The following is a 24,371-nucleotide window of genomic DNA, read 5'->3' as shown; positions in this document are numbered from 1 at the left end:
CTTGTTTTATAGAAGAAAAGGCTCTTTCAAATAACAACCAAGTCATTACATTTAAAATTTAATTATGAGAACTACAAAATTCCATATTCTAGTTTTTTTGTTTTTGTTATCAACAATACTGTTTGGACAGGTAAAAAATATTGGAGTCCCTGACATCCGAAATTACAAAAGAACTGATTATAAAGGAGGAACTCAAAACTGGAGTATTGATCAGGATAAAAATGGAAATCTATACTTTGCGAACAACAATGGTCTTTATCAATTTGACGGCTCCTCATGGACTAAGTACGCCCTTCCTAATTACACATCAGCTCGTTGTGTAAAGGTTGATGAATCTGGTAAAATATATGTTGGAGGTTATAAAGAATTAGGCTATTTCAAAGCCGATTCAAAAGGCAAGCTGAAATACACTTCCTTATCTAGATTAATTAAATCAAAAAACAACAAAGAGCTAGATTTTGTTTGGAAGATTCATATTATTAAAGGCGAAGTAATTTTTCAATCTTTTGCCAGAGCATATATATTTAAAAACAATAAACTTAAAATACTCCAAGCCCCAAAACGATTTCAATTTTCATTTCAAATAAACAACACTCTTTATTTTCAGGATACCGAAGCTGGGTTATTAGAATTCAAAAACGGACGACTGTACCCTTTAAAAGGCACAACTGCATTAAACAACACCGAAGTTTGGGCGATGTTTAAAATGCCTAACGATAAACTTCTTATAGCAACTTTAGAAAAAGGCCTTTTTATATATAGTAATGAAAAAATAACGCCTTGGAATACCGAAGCCGATATTTTCATTAAAAAAAACAGTTCGCTTGGGGGTGTTGTTATTAAAGACAAATTTATAGTACTAAACTCTGTTTTAAATGGCATCATTATTTCAGACCTTAATGGTAAAATAACCCAACACATCAACCGAAAAAAAGGGCTCCAAAACAATACTGTACTTGCCTCTTTTGTTGACAATAAAAACAATCTTTGGCTTGGCCTAGATAACGGAATCGCATTTATTAACGAAAGCTCTCCATTTACCTATTTTGGATTCAGTTATGACATTAGTACTGTATATGCATCAGTAATACATGACGGCAATTTATATGTTGCTACAAATCAAGGTGTATTTTATCATTCATGGAACGGAACATTTAAAGAAGACGCCTTTGCTCTTGTTGAAGGCACAACTGCCCAAGCATGGAATATCCAAGTAATTAACAACGAATTGATTTGCGCAAATAACATAGGAGCATTAGTGATCAAAGGAGGCAAGACAATAAAAGTATTAGATAAAAACGGCTATTTTGGATTCAAAACAATCCCCAACCACCCCAATTTTGTTATAGGATCAAATTACAATGGGTTTGCAATATTCGAAAAGACATCTAATGGTTTAGAATTCAAAAATCAAATTGCGGGTTTTGATAAATCCTCAATATTTATCGAACTAGACAACGACTATTTATGGCTAAAAAAAGACGAATTCTTGTATCAAATGGTATTATTTGATGATTTAAAAAAATTTAAATCCATAAAAATTATACAGAACTTATCAGCTACCGAAAAAGGGTTTGGAAGCATTCAAAAAATAAATAACAATATTTACTTTCAAACAAACAATCATTTTTACAAATATTCAAAAGAGCAAGACTTATTTTATGAAGATATAAAAATGAGTTCTGTATTTAAAAACATTCCCAAAATCAACACACTAACCGAAGATGCCAATGGAAATCTCTGGTATGTTTTTAATGAATCATTAGGCGAATTGATAAAAAATAGCGATGGCAGTTATACAAACATTGTTGCCCCATTTTCAAACTTGACGGGTAATTTAGTTACCAATTATCTTTCTGTCAATACGATTAACCCGCAAAACATATTTATAGGACTAACAGACGGATTAGCACATTATGATTCCCAATTACTAAACAACATCGTAACTAAACCAAAAGTTTTTATTCGAAGTTTTTCGTTTCCCGGCGACACAATAATCTTTGGAAATGAGAAAAAAATCGCTGAAAAATATTTAATTCCGTATACTGCAAATCATGTAAAATTTACATTTTCATCCCCAACATATGAAAATCTTGAAAATGTTGAATTCTCGTATAAATTAGAAGGCTTTGATGATCGATGGAGTAATTGGTCAACAATTTCAATTAAAGAATATACCTATTTAAGAGAAGGCAACTATAAAATGAAATTAAAAGTGAGAAACAGCTATGGAATTCAGTCAGAAGAAGCTTTTGTTCCATTTACAGTTTCCCCCCCATGGTACAGACATTTTTTAGCGTATTTATTTTATATTTTACTTGCTGTTGTATCAATATTTTTTATCCGGAACAGGATAAAAATAAAAATAAGAAAAAACAAATACTACGAAACCGTTGAACAAAGAAGGCTTTATCTGGAGAAAGAATCGAAAATCAGACAGGAACAATATGAACTGGAAAAAGAGATTGAAAAGTTAAAAAATGACAAACTTCAAATTAAGATTTTAGCAAAAGACAAGGAGCTAGTTAATAATTCTTTGCAAGTAGTAAAGAAAAACAAAATTCTGAACGGCATTATATACAAACTAAAAGACATCAATGTAGAATCCTTCGATGAATCGACCAAATTTCAATTTACAAAACTAAACAGAAGCATTACAAAGGAAGTAAGTGCCGATAAAAGCTGGAAAGATTTAGAGAAACACATCAAAAATGTCCATTTTGATTTTCTAAAAAGATTAAAAGAAAAGTACCCTACAATTTCCCCCCGAGAATTGGATTTATCTACCTATTTACTGATGAATATGTCAACGAAAGAAATTGCCGAAATCATGAATATTTCAAGTGGAGGAGTTGAACTAGCACGTTATCGGTTAAGAAAAAAATTAGAACTTAATAAAAAAGAAAATCTTATTGGCTTTTTAATGAGTATTTAATTGAACTAAAAAAGCCATCATAAATTAAAATGATGGCTTTTAAATTTAAAAAAACAGAAGTTCTTATTACAAGAAATCTAAAGTCCGTTCCAAAGCCATTCCTCTTGAACCCTTTATTAAAATAGTACTATTTTCAATTTTTGTTTCTTTTAAACGACTTGCAAAAGCCTCAAATGTATCATAAAAATAAAAATTGTCTTTGTCAACTCTATTGGCATAAAATGCTGTTCCAATAAAGTTACAAGTCACTTTTTCTTCCATTAAAAGCATTGTTACTATTGCTTTATGCTCTTGTTGACTTTCCTGACCCAATTCAAACATATCACCCAATATCATAATCTTATTTGTATTGTCCAATTGTATAAAATTGGCAATAGCAACCGTCATGCTGCTAGGATTAGCATTATAGGCATCCAGAATAATTTGATTTGTTCCTTTTGACAAAAGTTGTGACCTATTATTTTCAGGAATATAACTCTCTAATGCTTCTTTAATCGCAATGTCATCCACACCAAAATATTTCCCTATAGTAAGAGCCGCATTTATATTATTGGCGTTGTATAATCCAATTAAATGCGATTTTATAGTAAGATTAGAATAATTTATTTCAACAAATGGATTCGCCTTTACAGCCGTTATATTCACATTTGCATTTTCTTTATTTACACCAAAAGAATAAGATTTCAATGTTTTTGCTTTTTCAACCTGAATAGGATCTTCTAAGTTTATAAAAGCCAGTTTATCATTTTCAGAAAGATACTGATACATTTCACTTTTTGCTTCAATAACACCTGCTACACCGCCAAAACCTTCTAAATGCGCTTTGCCAAAATTGGTTATATAACCATAATCCGGTTTGGCTAATTCACATAGAAAATCTATTTCTTTTTTATGATTTGCTCCCATTTCTACAATTCCAATTTCAGTTTCTGAATTAAAGGAAAGTAAAGTTAATGGTACTCCGATGTGGTTGTTTAAATTACCAATTGTTGCTTTAGTACTATATTTTTTTGAAAGAACAACATTAATCAGTTCTTTTGTAGTTGTCTTCCCATTGCTTCCGGTAAGCGCAATTATGGGCAATTTTAGATACGCTCTATGGAACTTTGCTAATTCTTGCAGCGTTACTAAACTATCTTCAACTAAAATGGTTCTTTGATCAATAAAATAGTCCCCATTATCAATAATAACATAAGCAGCACCTTTCTCTAATGCTTCTTGAGCAAATGCATTCGCATCAAAACGTTCTCCTTTTATGGCAACAAACAATGAGTTTGGTTCAATTTTACGAGTATCTATTGAAACCGATTTACATTTTAAAAATAAACTATGAATGTAATTGATATCCATTTAAAAATGATTTAAAAAATAAAAGCCCTAATCAAAGGGCTTTTATTGCTATTTTATATAAAATTAATTTCTGGCTGATTTTCCCTTATCTGCTTTTGGACCAACTCTTGACATGGCACATCTGAATCCAATATAATCAGTAGCCATATCTTGAGGAAAATATCTTCTTTGTGCTGGATCTAACCAATACGCTCTATCTCTCCAAGATCCACCTTTATAAACTCTTACCTCATCATTTATCAAAGTGGTTCTTTTATTTGATTTATCGTACTTTCTTACCATTTTTCCTAAACTGTCTGTAGTAACATTGTGTTTAGGTGAATTGTACATGATTTTTTCCTCTTTATCTTTTTCACCATCTGATTCAGAAGATCCGAAGTTATAATATCTGGTAGATTGTTTATCACCATCTCTATAATTGATATTATCACTTTTATCAAAATTTTGTCTCAAATAAGTCTCTTGTTCATCAACTGGAACTTGAGCAATCTGACCTGGAAAGTTTCTGGCAATTATTCTACCATTACTTAAAGTGTCATATTTCATGTTCTCCTTTGTAACGATTTCAACTTTACCGTCTGCTCCAATTTTATTTTTAGTATATTGATTTCCTCTAAAATAATTAAAATCATTCGATTCATTATCAATAATTGGTCTGTAAACATCTTGTACCCACTCGGCTACATTTCCAGCCATATCATATAGTCCAAAATCGTTTGCAGGATATTTTTTAACCTCATTGGTAATATCAGCCCCATCATCAGACCAACCTGCTATCCCACCATAATCTCCATTTCCTTGTTTGAAATTGGCCAATTGATCCCCTTTGCTTTGTCTTTTTCCTGAACGAGTATAACTACCTGACCAAGGATATTTTTTCTGACCTTTATAAATGTTGTATTCTCTTTGACCAACATCAGCTGCTGCTGCATACTCCCATTCCGCTTCGGTAGGAAGTCTGTATTCCGGAAGTATAATTCCAGAAGAACGTTGTGCATATACATTTTTTGGTTCCGTAACCTTACCGTCTTTTCCAGCTTTTGGTGCTTTTTTACCACCTTTTCCTCCTTTTAAAACAATCTCCTCATTACCTCCATAAGTTAATGTTGGACTATTCAAATAGGTTTCAGTACTAAAAGAACTTTCGGCTGTTACGTCTTCAGTTTTAGCATTTTTCTTAAGGTAACCATTTTTTTCTAAAAGGGCTTCATTAACACGGTCAGTTCTCCATTTGCTAAACTCTACCGCTTGAATCCAATTTACCCCAACAACAGGATAATTTGCATAAGACGGATGTCTTAAATAATTATTGGTCATTGTTTCATTATAACCCAATCTGTTTCTCCAAACCAAGGTATCAGGCGAAGCACCTTCATATATGTTTTTGTAATTTTCTTCAGTTGGAGGAAACACTTTTTTCAAATAATCCAAATACTCTAAATACATAAAGTTCGTAACTTCGGTTTCGTCCATATAAAAAGACTGAACATGTTGCTGTGTTGGGGTATTATTCCAATCATGCATAACATCATCTTCAACTTTACCCATAGTAAATGTTCCGCCTTCAACAAAAACTAAACCTGGTCCAGCTATTTGCTTTTTGGCTCCTGAAGCTTTTTTACCATCAACATTCCAGCCAGTAGCCCGCGATGCATTTTTTGAGCTAGACTTTTTGCTACAACTCGCTAAACCCACAATCAATATCATAGATATCATCAATCGTAAGGTCATAATTTTGTTTACTTTCATACTCTTTAGTAGGTAATAATTTAGGTTCCGCAATATAAATAATTAACCATTAACCTGCAACATCCTTTTTTAATAAATTTTATCAGTTAAATTTTATCAGAAAATCATACAATAAAAACGCAAATTTATAATATTTATTATTTACTATCACACTAAATGATTTATTTTTACTTATTAATAATAATTCACTATCTATCCCGTTTAAAAAAATAATGAGAAAAATACTTCTGGTTTATTTATCCCTAATCCCTTTTGTTTCTTTTGCTCAAATTAAAGGAGATATGCTCCTTGAATGGTTAGAAAAGAAAGAAATATCTTTTGGTGATTTCAAAATTAATGTTCCACAATTTTCTGGGAATAACTATTATTACGATGTTTCAAAAAAAGCACTATTCTACACGCTTAGCATATCAGAATCGGCTTCTTTTAACGAAAATGACTTACAAATTTCGAATATTGTATACGAATCAATTCTAACTTCTCAACTTGGCGAATTAGCTTTGGAAAACATACCAAAAACCCCGAATGCCTCCTTAAAAATTACAAACTCCAGAGATATCAGACAAGCTTTTCTTTCCTTATCACCAATTGTAAAAGATGACTTCGGATACAAACGAATCAAATCATTTTCTTATAACATAAAAAGTAGCTCTTCAAAAATCTCACAATCCAATAAAAGCACAAACGTTGTTTATAATTCTATTTTAGCTTCCGGGGATTGGTATCAATTTTACATTGAAAAATCCGGCGTCTATAAAATTTCTAAAAATTTTCTGCAGCAATTAGGCCTCAACATGAGTAGTATCGACCCAAAAAAAATAAAAATTTATGGCAACGGCGGTAAAATGTTGCCGTTATCAAACAGCATTTACTATCCTCAAGATATAACCGAAAACCCCATACAAATTATTGGAGAAAGCGATGGTGTTTTCGACAATGACGATGCTATTTTATTTTATGCCGAAGGGCTTGATATTTGGAACGAAGAAAGTCAAACCTTCAATAATCTATACGATACAAAATCCTATTATTACATAACAGTTCATGGAGATGACGGAAAAAGAATTCCAGAAATGACGCAGCCTAGCGGAAACAGCTCGGTAACATTAAATACATTTGATGACCACCAATACCATGAATTAGATCTTGTAAATATCGCTCATCTTGGCCGTCAATGGTTTGGAGAATCATTTGACATCAATCAGGAACAGGAATTTGAGTTTAATTTTCCAAACTACGATTCAACAACGCCAATAAAAATTATGACAACAACTGCTTCCGCCGCTTTTACACCAACTTCTTTCAAAGTGGCGGCAAATGGTCAGGAGATAGGGAACATTTCTTTTCAGCCATTGAATTCCAATTCTGACATTGAATTCAATTTGGGTTTTTTACCAAGCAACACCTCTTTTAACGGTTCTGAAAATGTAAAAATAAAATTAACCTACAATAACAATGGCGTTCCGGGCTCAAAAGGATATTTAGATAATATTCGGCTTATCGCCAAAAGAAAACTTCAAGGCTACGGAAAGCAATTTCATTTTCAATACGATTTATCAAATTCAAGTCTAGGTATTGTAAGTTATTCCATTTCTAATGCAAATGGCATTTCTCAAGTTTGGGATGTAACCGATTTGTATAATGTAACCAAAATCGAAAATTCAAACCAAAGCTCATTCACTTTTAAAGCAAATCTGGGCGAACTCAGAAAATACATTGCCATTGATCCAGCAGACTATTTTACTCCTTTAAAAGACAGCAAAACAAAAATTGTCAATCAGAATTTAAAAGGAACCCTTTTTAAAAATGCTCAAAGTCAGTTTCAAGATGTTGATTATGTAATTATAGCCCCGAATTTTTTAACTACACAAGCGGAGAAATTAGCCGGTTTTCATCGTATAAATTCTAATCTGAATGTAAAAGTAATTTCTCTTGAATCTATTTACCAAGAATTCTCATCAGGAAAACAGGACATCTCTGCCATAAGAAATTGTGTCAAATACATCTATGAAAACGCATCAACACCTGAGAAAAGAATAAAATATGTCAACCTTTTTGGGGATGCCTCTTATGATTTTAAAAACCGAATAGTCAACAACAGCAACATTGTTCCTATCTATCATTCTTTAAGGAGCAATACATCAGGTGAAGCTTCCTTTGCTTCTGATGATTTTTATGGATTAATGGATTCTAATGAAGGAAATATTATTTCTTATTTTGGAGGAATCGATATTGCAGTGGGAAGAATGCTGGTAAACGACACGAAGCAAGCGGATGAAATGGCCAATAAAATTATAGAATACCATGATTTAAAATCATATGGAAGTTGGAGAAATAATTTCGTCTTGATTTCTGATGATTCAGATAAATCTTCTGACGCAAGTCTGCAAACCAGACAAAATAATTTAGCTGATATCATAGCTTCTGAGAAACCATTTTTGAATGTCAATAAAATAATATTAGATTCCTACGTTCAAGAAGCTTCAGCAGGAGGCTTTAGGTACCCTAAGGCTGGAACAGATTTTTTTAATGCTTTCGAAAAAGGAGCTTTAGTATTTAATTATTTGGGGCATGGTGGAGAAGATGGACTATCCAGCGAACGCATTTGGGAAAAATCAGATGGTCAAAAGGTAAGCAATCAATACAAATATCCATTATTCATAACTATCACTTGCGAGTTCTCCCGTTTTGACAATCCTTCCAGACCAACTGCAGGCGAATATACCTACTGGAATCCAAAGGGAGGAGCTATTGCAATGATTACTACAACACGATCAATAGGACAATATAGTGCCGAAAATTTCAACGACATACTTTCTAAAAACTTATTATCCTTTGGGTCTAACCCATACACTTCTATTGCGGAAGCACTAAGAATTTCCAAAAACAGCAACCCAAACTCAGCAACTAATGTAGTTTTTTATATTGGTGACCCTGCATTAATGCTAGACATACCAAAACCAAAAATAAGTCTTACCAAAGTAAATGACGTTTCAATTTCTCAACCTATTGATGATTTCAAATCATTAGCTAAGATTAAATTGACCGGAGAAATTACGGACGAAAACAACAATCCGCTTACAAATTATAATGGAGAAGTCTCCACAACCATTTTTGACAAAATCATTTCAAGAACTACATTTAATAATGATGGAACTAGCACACCAATAAATTTCAATGTTTTAGGCGAAACAATTTTTAGAGGAAATGCATCAGTTACTAATGGTAAATTTGAATTTAGCTTTGTTGTTCCAAGAGATATTAGAATTCCATTAGCCAATGGAAGAATCAGTTTTTATGCAAAAAAAAATCAAATATTAGAAAACCAAACGGGCTACAATACTACTATAAAAGTGGGCGGAATTAATGAAAATGCAGTTGCAGACAATATTAGTCCAAGAGTTAAGTTATATATGAATGACGAAACTTTTGTTTCGGGAGGCACAACCAATGAATCGCCTTTCCTGCTTGCTTTTCTTGAAGATGAAAATGGTATAAATACAGCCAGTGGAATTGGTCATGACATTGTTGCAATAGTAGATGGCGATGTGAATAATCCTTACATTTTAAATGATTATTACCAAACAAAATTAGACGATTACACAAATGGAACGCTTCGGTTTCCGCTGCGTAATTTATCGGTAGGATTACATACTATTTCATTCAAAGCTTGGGACGTATATAACAATCCCATTAGTACCGAGATTCAGTTTATAGTAGTTGGTGATGAAACGTTAACATTAACACACGTATTGAACTACCCTAACCCATTTGTTAATTATACTGAATTTTGGTTTACACATAACAGACCTTACGAAGCATTAGACGTTCAGGTTCAAGTTATGACAATAACCGGTAAAGTGGTTTGGACGAAAAACCAAATTGTTTTAACCGAAGGATTTTTATCAAAAGAAATCACTTGGGATGGCAAAGATGATTTTGGCAGTAAAATAGGAAAAGGTGTTTATGTTTATAAACTTACGGTAAAATCAAACTTGACAAATAAAAAAACTGAAAAGTTTGAAAAACTTGTAATACTTTAATATTATACTATATTTGTTTAATCAATATTCTTACAATAATGAAAAAAATTACATCGGTTTTTATCTGTTTATTTATTATTTCACTTGCCAAGGCGCAAGATAGAGTTATAACTACAGGAGTTCCGTTTTTATTAGTATCTGCCGATGCGAGAGCTGCAGGTATGGCTGATATAGGTGTTGCATCATCTGCAGATGCTTTTTCGCAACAATGGAACCCGGCAAAATATGCTTTTGCAATAGATAAACAAGGCTTTTCAGTGAGTTACACTCCTTATCTTACTGATTTGGTAAATGACATTTCATTAGGACAATTGACCTATTACAACAAGCTTAACGAACGAAGTGCATTTGGTGGAAGCTTACGCTATTTTGGTTTGGGTGAAATTGAATTACGTGAAACTGGAAACCCTGATGAAGTACCAAGAATAGTTTCTCCAAATGAATTTACTTTAGACGGCTCCTATTCCTTAAAATTAAGCGAAAGATTCTCAATGGCAGTTGCGGGACGCTATATTCACTCCAGCCTAAAAGTAGCAACTGATAATGGCGATGCATCGCCCGCAAGTTCATTTGCGGTGGATATAGCAGGATTCTATCAATCAGAAGAAATAGCTTATACCGACTTTAACGGAAGATGGAGAGCGGGATTTAATATTCAAAATTTAGGACCAAAAATAAGTTATGATAATGATGAATTTAGCAACAATTTTCTACCAGCCAATTTAAAAGTAGGAACTGGATTTGATTTCATATTAGATGATTTCAATAAAGTAGCCTTAAATCTGGAATTCAATAAATTATTAGTACCAACTCCACAAAACCCAGATTTAAATGGAGACGGAACGGTAACCAGCGAAGAAAGAGCACAAAATCAACAGGATTATCGCTCTATCGGATGGGTTTCAGGCGTGTTTAAATCGTTTGGAGATGCCCCTGATGGTTTCAGTGAAGAATTAAAAGAATTTACTTATGCAGTAGGTGCTGAATATTTATACCAAGATTCATTTGCTATGCGTTTAGGATATTTTCATGAAAGTCCAGAAAAAGGGGCCAGAGAATTTTTCTCGCTTGGAGCAGGATTTAAATATAATATCGTAAAAGTGGATGTATCCTATTTATTCTCGGCATCGAAAGTAAAAAACCCTTTAGAAAATACACTTAGATTTTCACTTACTTTTAATTTTGGTGACAAGTATGACGAATATTAGTTAAAGTAAATTTTTAAATATAAACTACAAATCCAAATTTCATATCGTTGAAATTTGGATTTTTTTTCCTGTAAAAAGAATGAAAGAAATTACCATTACAACACAATTCTCTGTTTTTGATTCCCTTGAAGATTTGCCAAATGACATATACAGCTTAATGGAGCAAGCCGTAGCTATTAGGAAAAAAGCGTATGCTCCCTACTCAAAATTTCGGGTAGGCACTGCCATTCTTTTAGATAACGGAAAGATTGTATTGGGTTCAAACCAAGAAAATGCAGCTTATCCCTCCGGTCTTTGTGCTGAACGTGTTGCTATTTTTCAAGCAGGAGCAATTTATCCTGATGCTAAAATTTTAAAAATGGCCATAACGGCAGCTTCAGATACGAACAAAACAACTACCCCTATTCCTCCTTGCGGTTCCTGCAGACAATCAATAGCAGAATATGAAATAAAACAAGATACCCCCATTGAAATCTATTTTATGGGAGAAACAGGTGCAATTTATAAATCGGCATCCCTAAAAAACTTGCTTCCTTTCCTATTTGATAAAAACTTCTTGTAAAAAAAAGCCAAAAACTAGCGTATAAATTTTACTTCTTAGCTGGAATGTCTTATTTTTGCGATTCGCAAATTTGTGGGAGGAAACTATTTTGCGTTATGGTACCAATTGATAATACAATAACACTTTAGCAAAAGAATTAATTCAGATGAAAGAAGTTACAAAAGAAGTTTATTTAAAGTGGTATGAAGACATGCTACTTTGGAGAAAGTTTGAGGACAAACTTGCAGCATTATACATACAACAAAAAGTTAGAGGATTTCTACACTTATATAATGGTCAAGAAGCCGTTCTGGCAGGTGCATTACACGCCATGGACTTGACAAAAGACAAAATGATTACCGCTTATAGAAATCACGTTCAACCAATAGGAATGGGTGTTGATCCAAGACGCGTAATGGCTGAGCTAATGGGAAAAGTTACCGGAACATCCAAAGGAATGGGTGGTTCTATGCACATTTTCTCAAAAGAACACCGTTTTTATGGTGGTCACGGAATTGTAGGTGGACAAATTCCAGTGGGAGCCGGATTGGCTTTTGCAGATAAATATTTTGAAACCGGTGGTGTTACTATGACCTATTTTGGTGACGGTGCCGCTCGTCAAGGCTCTCTACACGAATCTTTTAACATGGCCATGTTATGGAAACTTCCAGTAGTATTTATCGTTGAAAACAACGGCTACGCTATGGGAACTTCTGTAGAAAGAACTGCAAATCATCCTGATATTTGGAAACTAGGTTTAGGATATGAAATGCCTTGCGGACCAGTTGATGGAATGAATCCGGTAAAAGTTGCTGAAGCAATGACAGAAGCCATTGACAGAGCACGTCGTGGTGACGGACCAACTTTCCTTGAAATGAAAACATATCGTTACAGAGGACACTCCATGTCTGATGCACAGTTATACCGTTCGAAAGAAGAAGTAGAAGAATACAAAAAAATTGATCCAATTACACAAGTTTTAGATGTAATTAAAGATCAAAAATATGCTACTGAAGAAGAGATTGAAGTGATTGATCAAAGAGTAAAAGATTTAGTGGAAGAATGCGTAAAATTCTCAGAAGAATCCCCTTATCCTGAAATTCAACAATTATACGACGTAGTGTACGATCAAGAAAACTATCCATTTTTACCTCATAAACTATAAACCAATTATGGCAACAATAATAACAATGCCTCGTTTGAGCGATACGATGACGGAAGGAACAGTAGCGACTTGGCTAAAAAAAGTAGGTGACAAAATCAGTGAAGGTGATATCCTTGCAGAAATTGAAACTGACAAAGCAACGATGGAATTTGAGTCTTTCAATGAAGGAACTCTTTTATATATAGGTATCCCAGAAGGAGAAACTGCACCAGTAGATTCTTTACTGGCAATCATAGGAAATGAAGGCGAAGATGTTTCAGCTTTAATAGCAGGAAAAACTGCTGCTACTGAAGAGGCTAAACCTGCCGTTGCAGAAACAGCAACTGCTCCCGAAGTTAAAAAAGAAGAAACAACTACAACTCCTGCAATTGCAGCTTCTTTACCAAAAGGAGTGATTGTAGTTACTATGCCTCGTTTGAGTGATACGATGACGGAAGGAACTGTAGCGACTTGGTTAAAAAAAGTAGGCGATAAAGTTTCCGAAGGGGACATTCTTGCTGAAATCGAAACTGACAAAGCAACAATGGAATTTGAATCTTTCAACGAAGGAACTTTATTATACATAGGAATTCAAGAAGGAAATACTGCACCTGTTGACAGTCTTTTAGCCATCATTGGACCTGAAGGAACTGACATTAGCGGTATCGCTGAAAATTATAAAACTGGAGGAACTCCACAAGATCCTGTTGCAACTGAAGAAGCAAAATCAGTACCAGCTGAAAAAACAGCAGAACCAATTGTACAAGAAGCATCAACTGACGGGCAACGAATTTTAGCATCTCCATTAGCAAAGAAAATTGCAAGTGATAAAGGAATTCAATTGACACAAGTAAAAGGTTCAGGTGAAAACGGACGTATTGTAAAAAGCGATATTGAAAATTTTACACCGCAAATTGTATCAGCTCCAACTTCTGCACCAGCAAAAACAGAAACTGTTGCTGCAGCAAAACCATTTGTTCCAGCAGGAGAAGTTTTTACAGAAGAAATCAAGAATTCGCAAATGCGAAAAATCATTGCTAAACGTTTAGCAGAATCTTTATTTACAGCGCCACATTACAACTTAGTAATAGAAGTAACTATGGATGACGCAATGAAATCAAGAGCTATCATTAACAGCGTTCCAGATACAAAAGTATCTTTTAACGACATGGTGATAAAAGCCTGCGCATTAGCTTTGAAAAAACATCCAAAAATAAATTCTCAATGGAGAGAAGATGCTATCATCATCAACCATCATGTGAATATTGGAGTTGCCGTAGCTGTTGAAGACGGACTAGTGGTTCCGGTATTACGATTTACAGATGCTATGAGTTTATCTCAGATTGGCGGAAACGTAAGAGATCTTGCAGGAAGAGCTAAAAACAAAAAATTATTACCTACAGAAATGGAAGGAAGTACTTTTACTGTTTCTAATCTTGGAATGTTTGGCATCACCGAATTCAACTCCATCATTAACCAACCGAACTCTGCAATCCTTTCAGTAGGTGCTATTGTAGAAAAACCGGTAGTGAAAAATGGTCAAATTGTAGTAGGAAACACCATGATGCTATCTTTAGCTTGCGATCACAGAACAATTGACGGTGCAACCGGAGCACAGTTCTTGCAAACCTTGAAACAATTCATAGAAAACCCAGTTACGATGCTTGCGTAATAACTTGGTCTTTAAAATACAAATCCCGTCTTGGTTTATAACTTGACGGGATTTTTTATTTATTCTTTACTTCTATCCAACGCGACATATACTTTGTACTGTTCAACGTATGATGTTGCAACATAGCTCCCATAAAGTTAGTCAAACGATGTTTTTGTAAATCGGATTGCAACATCTTAACTTTTTTTGCAAAATCATCCTTGAATAATTCTTTCAAATACCGTTGATTGATAATTGTTATTCCATTTTGTTGGGCTTTTAGCCAAATAGTTTTGTCTTGACACAATCGTACTGCCGCATCAGTAAAATCTGCAACACTATCAACAACAAACCCATTCCAAGGTAAATCATCATGCATTGATTCACTACCAATAAAAGTTGTTACACTTGGTGTACCACATTGCATTGCTTCCAATAATTTTCCTTTTATACCCGCACCAAAACGCAAAGGAGCTAAAACAACACGGGAGTTTTTTACAACGTCTTGTGCATCAATCGCTCGACCCATAATTAAAAAACCTTCTTTGTTATTATGTAATTGTAATACTTTTTGCGACGGATAAGCTCCGTAAATATGTAAAATAGCTTCCGGTAATTGTTTTTTAATTAAAGCCCAAATCGTTTCTTTTAAATATTGAACTGCATTCCAATTGGGTTCATGAAGAAAATTCCCGATAAAAATAAAGTTTTTTCGTTCTTCAAAAGAAGGTAATTCGTGAATCTCAACAATATCGATTGGCTCCAATAAAAAGGGCAAATAATATAATAAATTTTTATCGATTTTAAATACAGATTCTAATAATTCCATTTCAAATTCAGAAATCATCAAAGAAAGATCACAGCGTAAAATACTTGCGATTTCCCGTTTGGCAACATCTTCAAGAAACAAATCAGTTGTATTAAATGGACGCTTTTCCTTGAATGCTTTCTGGCGTGCTAACCGCAAACAATGTAAATCTTCAGTATCTAACAATCGTAATGCATCAGGGCAATTTTCGGCAACACGCCATCCAAATTGTTCTTCCATCATAAACCGATCAAACAAAACTACAGTTGGATTTAGTTCTTTTATAAAGACATCAAAACTGGAATTATTTAACTCAATTGATTTTTTATCAACTCCGCATTTTTCTAAATCAACCATGAAATCACTATCTTGAGCTGGACTCACAAACGTAATGCTAAAACCTTGCTCTTTGAAAAGTGAAATCAATTGCATCATCCTTCCTCCTGCTGCCGATGAATTGGGTTCGGGCCAAACAAAACCAATAATTAAAAGCTTTTGAACTTGATTCATAATTGTTATAATTTCATTTGCAAAATAATGCTATTTTGATGGCAATCCCATCATTTCGAAGAAAAATCAGTAAGAAAAGACTAATTTTGCATTAAATAAATTCCAAATCATGTTAGGATTAAAATTAGCCACAGACCCACGTTGGGTAAACATAGTCGAATCAAACATCGAAGAAATTTTGACCGATCACGCTTGGTGCGAACAAAAAGCAGCCTCAAATGCGATAAGTTTAGTTACTTACAATTCTGAATTAGAAGAACTAGTAACTGAAATGTTAATTATAGCTAAAGAAGAATTAGATCACCTCCAATTGGTTCATAATTTAATAAAAAGCAAAGGGTTAACTTTAGGACGTGAAAGAAAAGACCATTACGTAAATGAACTTTTTAAATTTATGAAAAAAGACGGAAGCCGAAAAGACGCACTCTGTGATCGATTGTTATTTTCTGCCATGATTGAAGCCAGAAGTTGCGAACGCTTTAAAGTACTATCCGAAAACATAAAAGATCCCGAACTGGCAACATTTTATAGAGACCTTATGATTTCAGAAGCTGGACATTATACTACTTTCTTGGGCTTTGCGAGAAAATATGCTGACAATATTGATGTGGATAAACGCTGGGCAGCATGGATCGAATTTGAAACTTCCATCATTACCAATTATGGCAAAAATGAAACCATTCATGGTTAATGAACTATAAAAATTAACTAATTTTTTCCAATAAACAAAAAGAGGATGTTCAGTAGGACATCCTCTTTTTGTTATAATTCTAATTGATTTTTATTTAATAATCATAAACTCAGAACGTCTGTTCAAGGCATGTTCATCATCTGTGCATATATCTCCACAAGCAACTTTTGGTTCTGATTCTCCAAAACCTTTTCCTGATATTTTATCGGTATTAATTCCTTTTGAAATAATATATTGAATAGTAGACTTAGTTCTTCTATCGGAAAGATTTAAATTATATTCATCGCTCCCTCTTGAATCAGTATGAGACTTAACATAAATAACCAGTTTATCATTTTGTGACATCACATAAACTAATTTATCAAGTTCTACAGCTCCTTGTTTAGTTATATCGCTTTTATTGTATTCGAAATAAATTGGATTCAATATAATTTCTTTTTCCGTTACTATAACTTCAATCGGATCTATAGCAGCATCTATACTCACAACTCCTTTTTCAATTTTAGAAACAGGAAATAATTTAGTAACAAATCCATCTTTGTGAACTTCTAAAACATATGGTTTTTGACAATCAACTTCATATGACACTTCCCCTTTTTCATTAGACATTTTAGTATCTAAAATGTTATTCTTTACATCTAAAATAATTACTCTAGAATCAGCTAAAATATTACCATTTTTAGCATTTTTTACTATCGTTTGAATCTGTCCTTTACAAACTGGAACAGCACTATAAATATGGTCTACCCCAGATCTGTTACTGGATAAATACCCGATGTTTTTTTCTTTGTTAAACGTAAAAGCAAAATCATCTTTTTCTGCATTAACTGGATTTCCAATGTTATTCGGCAAATCGTTTTTATTTAAATCTATAGAAAAAACATCTAAACCGCCAAATCCCGTCAGACCATTCGAAGAAAAATATAAAACAGCATCATCAGTTACGTAAGGAAAATTCTCATCTCCTGATGTATTTATTTTACTACCTAAGTTTTCTGGAGTACCAAAAGTTCCGTCTGAATTTACGGCTACTTTCCATAGGTCAGTTCCTCCAATTGAACCAGGCATATTTGAGGCAAAGTAAAGAAACTTTCCATCTTTATCAATGGATGGATTTCCAGTAGAATAATTTTTACTATTGAATGGAAGCGGCGTAATTGCAGTCCATTTTCCGTTTTCTTTAACAGCTTTGTACAAACTTACCTGACCGTATTTTAATTTTTTGGCTTTATCTTTTTCGAATAATTTACTATTAAAACTTTCACTGGAAAAGTAAATTGTATTTCCATCTTTAGTCATCGTCAAAGGACCTTCATGGAAAACTGTATTTAATTCTGAAATAGGAGTTGACTCAGAATAAGTTCCGTCCTCCTCTCTATAGTCCGATTGATAAAGATCCAAAAAAGGTTCATTATTCCATCCATAAATTTTACCATTTTCATTTCTTGCACTTGCAAAATAGAGTACATTATCATAAAGTATTGCTCCAAAATCAGATTTTTCAGAATTAACATTTATTTTTTTTAAGCCAAATAGTTTTTCTTTTTGTACTAGTTTGGAAAGATAATCAGGATTTTCATTGAATCCCTTAGCTCTTTCATCATTAGGCAACATAGCCGAAAATACTTTCATTTGCGCATTAGATTCTGCATATTTACCGTTAGATTTAAGCATCTGAGCATATCGATAATACGTTTCTCCATCTTGTTTAGATTTTACAGCTTGTGCATACCATTTTTCGGATTCAATAGTATTATACATGTTATAATAACTGTCTCCAAGTTGTTTATACACATAAGTATCTGCTTTTCCTTTTTCAACTAAAGACAAATATTCCTTAACAGCTTGAACATATTCGTAACTGTCAAATAATTTATCTGCATTCTTAGTATCTTTATTTTGTGCTGATAGCGAAATACTAACAAGAACAAAAAACAATAGTATAGTATATTTTTTCATTAATTATAAAATTAAATATTAGAAAAATCTTGGGGAACGAGAAACTTTTTTTGGAACAAATAAATCATATAATAATATGAATTCATGGGAAGATGGCGCTGTTACTTTCAAATCTGAAACAACATGGTCATAAGCATAACCTATTCTCAATTCAGGTGTTATTGCAAAATTCATCATTGCTCCGAAACTGTCTTCTAATCTATAGGTTGCACCCAATTCGAATTTTTCCATATACAAAAAGTTTGCGGAAACATCTAAAGAAGGAGAAACATTAAATGCTGATTTCAACATAAAGGAGGGTTTGAATTTCAATTCATAATTGATATCAAATACATATCCTGCTGTTAAAAAATAGTGGGATACATCTGAACCATATTCTCTTCCATTATAATCTAAATGCGCTGATTTTAGCATGTTGGGTACTGATAAGGAAACATAATATTTATCTGTATAGTAAAAAGCCCCTACTCCCATATTTAATGATGAATCATTTATATCTTCTCCAAAAATTCCTTCTGAAGGATCCGGCAAACTAGATTGAATATCCCTAAGCCCTACCTTATGAAATGACACACCGGCTTTTAAACCCAATGCTAGCCTATGTGTATCATTTAATTTTAATGTGTATGAAAAATCTCCATATACATTTTGTTCTGTGACTGGCCCTATTTTATCTGAAATAAAGGACAAACCCAGACCTACATTATTACCTGTTGGAGTATGACCAGAAAAAGTAAAAGAGGTTGGTGCATCTTGAATATTCACCCATTGCTTTCTGTATAAGAGACCAAAAGAAATACTCTCTTTGGATCCTGCGTAAGCTGGATTTATAACATTCATATTATACATGTATTGCGTATAATGTGGATCTTGTTGCGCCTTCATATCCATATAGGCAATAAGAACTAAAAGAGAAGTCAAAAATATTTTATTCATATCTATTTATTTTATTTATTTTGCAGACCCATAATTATTGAAGCCCTGCATAAATACATTAATCTATTATTTTTCTCTGATTAGATAGATCCAACCTGTTTTTGTTTGTCCGTTATTGAATTCTATAACATAATAATAGGTTGCACTCGGAAGTTCATCTCCTTTGTCGGACTGACCCTTCCATTGATCTGTATAATTAGTCTGACTATAAACTTTAATACCATATCTGTCAAATATCTCCAAGTTTTTTACATCCATTAATCTTAAATCAAAATAGTCATTTGAACCATTCCCATCAGGAGATATTCCTTTTTGTATATTACAATAAATAGATTCAATTGTAACATTATCTGTTGTTTCACAACCTGTAGCAATCGATTTTACAGTTAAGCTATACTTAATAGGAAATACCTCCTGCCCTGGGGTAGATGCAATCACATCGGATACATTTAAAACATTAGAGTTTGTCCCAACAGGAGCACCTGTACTATCTTTCCATTGATAATCAACATTGCTGGAATCATACGAGGATGCTATTGGAATAACTGTTAAAACATAATCTCTAGACTCACAGTCTCCTGAGATTTCGAATTGAATTTCTGGAGGAATAGGATTAATGGTTATTTGAGAACCAGTACTAATACACGCAATACTATTTGTAAATCGCACACTCATTGTATATTTTCCAGGAGCTAAATTTAAAAACTCTGGATTATCTTGATATCCATTTCCTAAACTATATTGAACATTCGCTTGTGCAGTAATCTGAATTCTACCCATAGGTTGTAGACAAGTTGGCTGTGTAATTTGTGCCAAAGTTGGTATTGACGGCAATGGAGGAAGTGGATCGATTGTTACACTTGCAACACTTTGCGCTGAACAAGTATTGTCAGCTATATTTCTTACGTATAAGATATAATTATTTGGAGCTAAGCCAGAAAATGTATTTGAAGTTTGATACGTTGCGCCATTCAAACTATACTCCACACCAGATTGTGCAGCCACTACGATGGTTCCGGATGGCACAGCACATGTTGGCTGATCCGCACTCACCATTGTTGGAATTATAGGTGGAGTCGGTATTGGATTAATTGTTATCGCTGAGGCCGATAGAGTAATACATGTATTGTCAGCAATATTTCTTATATACAATGTGTAATCTGATGTTGCTAATCCTGTAAAAGTATTCGATGACTGATAGGTTGTTCCATTCAAACTGTATTCAACTCCAGATTGTGTAGTAATAACAATGCTTCCCGATGGGGTTCCGCATGTAGGCTGGATTACACTAGTCGCTGTTGGAGTAATAGGTGGATTTGGTATCGCATTAATCGTTATGGTTGATGCCGATGGAGTAATACATGTATTGTCAGCAATATTTCTTACATACAATGTATAATCTGCCCTTGCTAATCCTGTAAAGGTATTCGATGACTGATAGGTTGTTCCATTCAAACTGTATTCAACTCCAGATTGTGTAGTAATAACAATGCTTCCCGATGGGGTTCCGCATGTAGGCTGGATTACACTAGTCGCTGTTGGAACAACTGGTGCCGTTGGAATCGCATTTATTGTTATGGCTGCCGATGATGAAGTGACGCAGGTGTTATCTGCAATGTTTCTAACATACAATATATAATTATTAGGAGCTAATCCTGTAAATGCATTTGAAGTTTGGTAAATTGTGCCATTAACACTGTATTCCACACCACTTTGTACAGCAATCGTTATAGTTCCTGAAGGTATTGCACATGTTGGTTGTATTACACTAGCCATGGTTGGAATAACTGGTGCCGTTGGAATCGCGTTTATTGTTATGGCTGTTGATGATAAAGTAACACAGGAGTTATCCGCTATGTTTCTAACATACAACGTATAATTATTGGGAGCTAATCCAGTAAATGTATTTGAAGCTTGGTAAATTGTGCCATTGACACTGTATTCCACACCACTTTGTGTAGCAATCGCAATCGTTCCTGATTGCAATGTGCATGTTGGTTGAACCACACTTGTAGTGGTTGGAACTGCTGGTTGATTTGGAATAGTATTTATTGTTATCGCTGATGATGATGAAGTAACACATGTAATATTGGCTGTGTTTCTAACATATAACGTATAACTATTGGGAGCTAATCCTGCAAATGTATTTGAAGCTTGGTAAATTGTGCCATTAACACTGTATTCCACACCACTTTGTATGGCAATCGTGATAGTTCCTGAAGGGATTGCACATGTTGGTTGCACTACACTAGCCATGGTTGGAACAACTGGTGCCGTTGGAATCGCGTTTATTGTTATGGCTGTCGATGATGAAGAGGTACAGGTGTTATCTGCTATATTTCTGACATATAACGTATAATTATTAGGGGCTAATCCAGTAAATGTATTCGAAGTTTGGTAAATTGTGCCATTAACACTATATTCCACACCACTTTGTGCAGCAATCGTGATAGTTCCTGAAGGTATTGCACATGTTGGCTGAACCACACTTGAAGCTGTTGGATCAACTGGTGGAGTTGGAATCGAGTTTATTGTTATGGCTGTTGATGATAAAGTAACACAGGAGTTATCCGCTATTTTTCTAACATACAACGTATAATCATTAGGGGCTAAGCCTGTAAATGAATTTGAAGCTTGGTAGATTGTGCCATTAACACTGTATTCCACACCACTTTGCGTAGCAATTGTAATCGCTCCTGATTGTAATGCGCATGTTGGTTGAACCACACTCACCATAGTTGGAATAGAAACAAAGTCCATTGTAATATTAGCTTGTGAATAACAAGGAGTTAATGCCGATGCAGCAACCACGACTGGATTTGGGTCTTTTAAATTATAATCAATAGCACCACTACCGTAATCTAAACCGCTGCTTCTTTCTGGACTTAAAAAGGAATTGGTAACATTATAATTACTGATATCGTTGTCCTGCATAGTCAATGCAAAAAATTTAATATCACCCGTTGTGTAACCAATAAGAGATTTTAAAACTTCTATTTCAAAACCTAGATTGTAATCACTGATTCCTATATTGTTTTTATTGATTCCCATAACAGCAGAAGGAGATCCAGTAGCCGCACTCCCCAAAGAGGTTTTAATAGAGTTTCCCGTTTTCAATTCAATAACATCAGCATAATAGTCTGTCTCTCCAACATCGGTCGAGATAGTAAGACAATAATCTGCTTGAAAATAGGAATCAAATATACTAGGATTATTGTTGAAAAAATTAAATCCATTTACTGCGGGAAGAGAACCTATTTCGTCCCCATAATTTGAAACATTGAATCCCCCAGGTTTTGTATCAAGAAATAACAAAACCTTTCTATAATTAAGTAATTTTCCAGCGATACCAAAAACCAACTTATCTTCTATAGGACTTATCTTTAAAGAGTTTATATATCCCGTTGTAGCATTTCCTGATAAGGGGGCTGAAAGAAAGTTATCTTCCATTGCCGCAGTTCCCCAAGCAGATTCGCTAATTGCACCATCAAGACTTACAGCATACCTTGTACGTACACTTACTGTCTGACCGTTTGTCAGGGCATTCGTTGTATAAGTTTTACTAACAGACATGGCTTGTTGCACAACACCATCAACCGAAAATTCAAATAAATCGGCTCCACCTGCAGCAGTAAAGGTAACTGACGTACCTAAACATAGCGGGTTAGTTACATCATTTGCTGGTGTGGCTATTAAAGTAACCGCTGGTGGCGCTAAATAAACTGATGCAACGACAGGAATACGGATACTAATGTCATTACCCGATTTACTTTGAACATAATACGTTTTAGTAGTACTTATGCTAGGACTGAAAACAGAACCAGTAAATATTGGAGAAATTGATGTTTGACTTGAAAACCACTGAATAATATCAGAGCCATTAGCACCATATGCATAAACATTAACCTGTACAGGATTAATACCATCCCCGCAAGAACTGCCTGCGGTTGTTGATGGAGGAGGTAAAATAGCTATAGACCTCGCAAGCCTTGATGTCTTTTTATGCTTTTTTATTGTATCAGTAATATTATTCCTTATTAACAACTCCAAATTCATTTTAGGAACTTTTAAAATATCCACAAAATTTCCTGCAATTAATTTATGACCCAATAATAGATGAAGCAATAAAAACAAAAGTAATTTATTTTTCATAGAATAAATTTTGTAGTTAATAATATTGATTCCCAGACTTAATAAAGAATAATAAAAGTATAGCTTTATTTTGGTTAAGCAAATAATAAATTAATAAATAATTAACAATCTTCATATAATAATAATAATAATAATAATAAAACCAAAGTTGTAAATAATATCAAAACTAAAATTTTTGAAACAACTTAAAAAAGATCTGTACATTCTCAATTAGTGTAAAACTACAAGATTATAATAGCATGTTTACCAGATTATCATTATCCGAGATAATAGTTTTGAATTAACTTCTCCCAAAAGAATTATATGTTTTATCTCTTTACTAAAAGACATCAATTCTATCCCCAAAGAAGAATTTAAAAACCCGAAATTAAGGTTTAAAAGAATTTATTGATGAGGCATCAAGATTTTTTTATCCGTGGAAATCATGTATTTCTTTATGCCACACCTATAAAACATTTCAATAAAATACAAGACCGTAAGTTTACAAATATTAGAATTTAATTACAGAGGGAAGGGATCAATTCTAAAAGTTGTGAGGAATAAAAAAACTATTCAACAAAAAAAATCCTCATCAAATTCATGATGAGGATTTATAGAATCTGAAACGAGTTCAGATTAAAGAAAGGCGACGACATACTCTCCCACATAACTGCAGTACCATCTGCGCAGGCGGGCTTAACTACTCTGTTCGGGA

Annotated in this window: 13 protein-coding genes and 1 rRNA gene; 7 read left to right on the top strand and 7 right to left on the bottom strand. The window is 33.7% G+C overall.

Going from position 1 to position 24,371, the window contains the following annotated elements:
• Window positions 1-64: 64 nt before the first annotated feature.
• Window positions 65-2,935: a triple tyrosine motif-containing protein gene (locus FNW38_RS14465; protein WP_143388487.1), complete on the top strand. Its 2,871-nt coding sequence runs from the start codon at window positions 65-67 to the stop codon at window positions 2,933-2,935.
• 66 nt (window positions 2,936-3,001) lie between these two features.
• Here FNW38_RS14465 and FNW38_RS14460 read toward each other — a convergent pair whose 3' ends face one another.
• Together FNW38_RS14460 and gldJ are read right to left on the bottom strand one after the other, a co-directional pair.
• On the bottom strand, window positions 3,002-4,285 hold the full coding sequence (locus FNW38_RS14460; RefSeq protein ID WP_143388486.1) for a UDP-N-acetylmuramoyl-tripeptide--D-alanyl-D-alanine ligase: 1,284 nt from the start codon (window positions 4,283-4,285) through the stop codon (window positions 3,002-3,004).
• A gap of 63 nt (window positions 4,286-4,348) precedes the next feature.
• Window positions 4,349-6,034, bottom strand: coding sequence for a gliding motility lipoprotein GldJ (gene gldJ / locus FNW38_RS14455; RefSeq protein WP_143388485.1), 1,686 nt, complete (start codon window positions 6,032-6,034; stop codon window positions 4,349-4,351).
• A gap of 212 nt (window positions 6,035-6,246) precedes the next feature.
• Between gldJ and porU the strand changes: the two genes are divergently transcribed.
• From porU to FNW38_RS14430, 5 genes are all read left to right on the top strand, one after another.
• Entirely contained in the window at window positions 6,247-10,077 is a 3,831-nt protein-coding gene (gene porU / locus FNW38_RS14450) for a type IX secretion system sortase PorU (RefSeq protein WP_143388484.1), read from the top strand.
• Between the two features lie 38 nt (window positions 10,078-10,115).
• Window positions 10,116-11,285: a type IX secretion system outer membrane channel protein PorV gene (gene porV, locus FNW38_RS14445; protein ID WP_143388483.1), complete on the top strand. Its 1,170-nt coding sequence runs from the start codon at window positions 10,116-10,118 to the stop codon at window positions 11,283-11,285.
• Between the two features lie 79 nt (window positions 11,286-11,364).
• On the top strand, window positions 11,365-11,847 hold the full coding sequence (gene cdd, locus FNW38_RS14440; protein ID WP_143388482.1) for a cytidine deaminase: 483 nt from the start codon (window positions 11,365-11,367) through the stop codon (window positions 11,845-11,847).
• A gap of 145 nt (window positions 11,848-11,992) precedes the next feature.
• Window positions 11,993-12,991 (top strand): pyruvate dehydrogenase (acetyl-transferring) E1 component subunit alpha, encoded by a 999-nt coding sequence (gene pdhA, locus FNW38_RS14435; protein WP_143388481.1) that lies wholly within the window; start codon window positions 11,993-11,995, stop codon window positions 12,989-12,991.
• A gap of 7 nt (window positions 12,992-12,998) precedes the next feature.
• On the top strand, window positions 12,999-14,642 hold the full coding sequence (locus FNW38_RS14430; RefSeq protein ID WP_143388480.1) for a pyruvate dehydrogenase complex dihydrolipoamide acetyltransferase: 1,644 nt from the start codon (window positions 12,999-13,001) through the stop codon (window positions 14,640-14,642).
• 55 nt (window positions 14,643-14,697) lie between these two features.
• Here the strand turns inward: FNW38_RS14430 and FNW38_RS14425 are convergent, their stop codons facing one another.
• Window positions 14,698-15,939, bottom strand: coding sequence for a glycosyltransferase family 4 protein (locus FNW38_RS14425; protein ID WP_143388479.1), 1,242 nt, complete (start codon window positions 15,937-15,939; stop codon window positions 14,698-14,700).
• A gap of 109 nt (window positions 15,940-16,048) precedes the next feature.
• On the opposite strand from FNW38_RS14425, the gene miaE reads away from it, so the two are divergent.
• Window positions 16,049-16,630 carry a tRNA-(ms[2]io[6]A)-hydroxylase gene (gene miaE, locus FNW38_RS14420; RefSeq protein ID WP_143388478.1) on the top strand — a complete coding sequence of 194 codons (582 nt, stop codon included), beginning with the start codon at window positions 16,049-16,051 and terminating at the stop codon, window positions 16,628-16,630.
• 90 nt (window positions 16,631-16,720) lie between these two features.
• Here miaE and FNW38_RS14415 read toward each other — a convergent pair whose 3' ends face one another.
• The 4 genes from FNW38_RS14415 to rrf form a co-directional block, all read right to left on the bottom strand.
• A complete protein-coding gene (locus FNW38_RS14415) occupies window positions 16,721-18,589 on the bottom strand; it encodes an OmpA family protein (protein ID WP_143388477.1) in 1,869 nt (622 codons plus the stop codon).
• Window positions 18,590-18,607: 18 nt separating this feature from the next.
• Window positions 18,608-19,525, bottom strand: a complete 918-nt coding sequence (locus FNW38_RS14410) for a PorP/SprF family type IX secretion system membrane protein (protein ID WP_143388476.1) — start codon at window positions 19,523-19,525, stop codon at window positions 18,608-18,610.
• A gap of 66 nt (window positions 19,526-19,591) precedes the next feature.
• Window positions 19,592-23,677: a gliding motility-associated C-terminal domain-containing protein gene (locus tag FNW38_RS14405; protein ID WP_143388475.1), complete on the bottom strand. Its 4,086-nt coding sequence runs from the start codon at window positions 23,675-23,677 to the stop codon at window positions 19,592-19,594.
• A gap of 620 nt (window positions 23,678-24,297) precedes the next feature.
• A 5S ribosomal RNA gene (gene rrf / locus FNW38_RS18050) occupies window positions 24,298-24,371 on the bottom strand; the annotation flags it as partial.

This window comes from Flavobacterium gawalongense (assembly GCF_007097265.1).
In the GTDB taxonomy this organism is placed as follows: Bacteria; Bacteroidota; Bacteroidia; order Flavobacteriales; family Flavobacteriaceae; genus Flavobacterium; species Flavobacterium gawalongense.
The sequence above is the reverse complement of the archived record's forward strand: the minus strand, read 5'-3'. Positions and strand labels throughout refer to the sequence as shown.

Excerpts from the sequence above, each read along its gene's own strand:
- FNW38_RS14465 (WP_143388487.1), top strand. The coding sequence starts at position 65 with ATGAGAACTACAAAATTCCATATTCTAGTTTTTTTGTTTTTGTTATCA.
- FNW38_RS14460 (WP_143388486.1), bottom strand. The coding sequence starts at position 4,285 with ATGGATATCAATTACATTCATAGTTTATTTTTAAAATGTAAATCGGTT.
- gldJ (WP_143388485.1), bottom strand. The coding sequence starts at position 6,034 with ATGAAAGTAAACAAAATTATGACCTTACGATTGATGATATCTATGATA.
- porU (WP_143388484.1), top strand. The coding sequence starts at position 6,247 with ATGAGAAAAATACTTCTGGTTTATTTATCCCTAATCCCTTTTGTTTCT.
- porV (WP_143388483.1), top strand. The coding sequence starts at position 10,116 with ATGAAAAAAATTACATCGGTTTTTATCTGTTTATTTATTATTTCACTT.
- cdd (WP_143388482.1), top strand. The coding sequence starts at position 11,365 with ATGAAAGAAATTACCATTACAACACAATTCTCTGTTTTTGATTCCCTT.
- pdhA (WP_143388481.1), top strand. The coding sequence starts at position 11,993 with ATGAAAGAAGTTACAAAAGAAGTTTATTTAAAGTGGTATGAAGACATG.
- FNW38_RS14430 (WP_143388480.1), top strand. The coding sequence starts at position 12,999 with ATGGCAACAATAATAACAATGCCTCGTTTGAGCGATACGATGACGGAA.
- FNW38_RS14425 (WP_143388479.1), bottom strand. The coding sequence starts at position 15,939 with ATGAATCAAGTTCAAAAGCTTTTAATTATTGGTTTTGTTTGGCCCGAA.
- miaE (WP_143388478.1), top strand. The coding sequence starts at position 16,049 with ATGTTAGGATTAAAATTAGCCACAGACCCACGTTGGGTAAACATAGTC.
- FNW38_RS14415 (WP_143388477.1), bottom strand. The coding sequence starts at position 18,589 with ATGAAAAAATATACTATACTATTGTTTTTTGTTCTTGTTAGTATTTCG.
- FNW38_RS14410 (WP_143388476.1), bottom strand. The coding sequence starts at position 19,525 with ATGAATAAAATATTTTTGACTTCTCTTTTAGTTCTTATTGCCTATATG.
- FNW38_RS14405 (WP_143388475.1), bottom strand. The coding sequence starts at position 23,677 with ATGAAAAATAAATTACTTTTGTTTTTATTGCTTCATCTATTATTGGGT.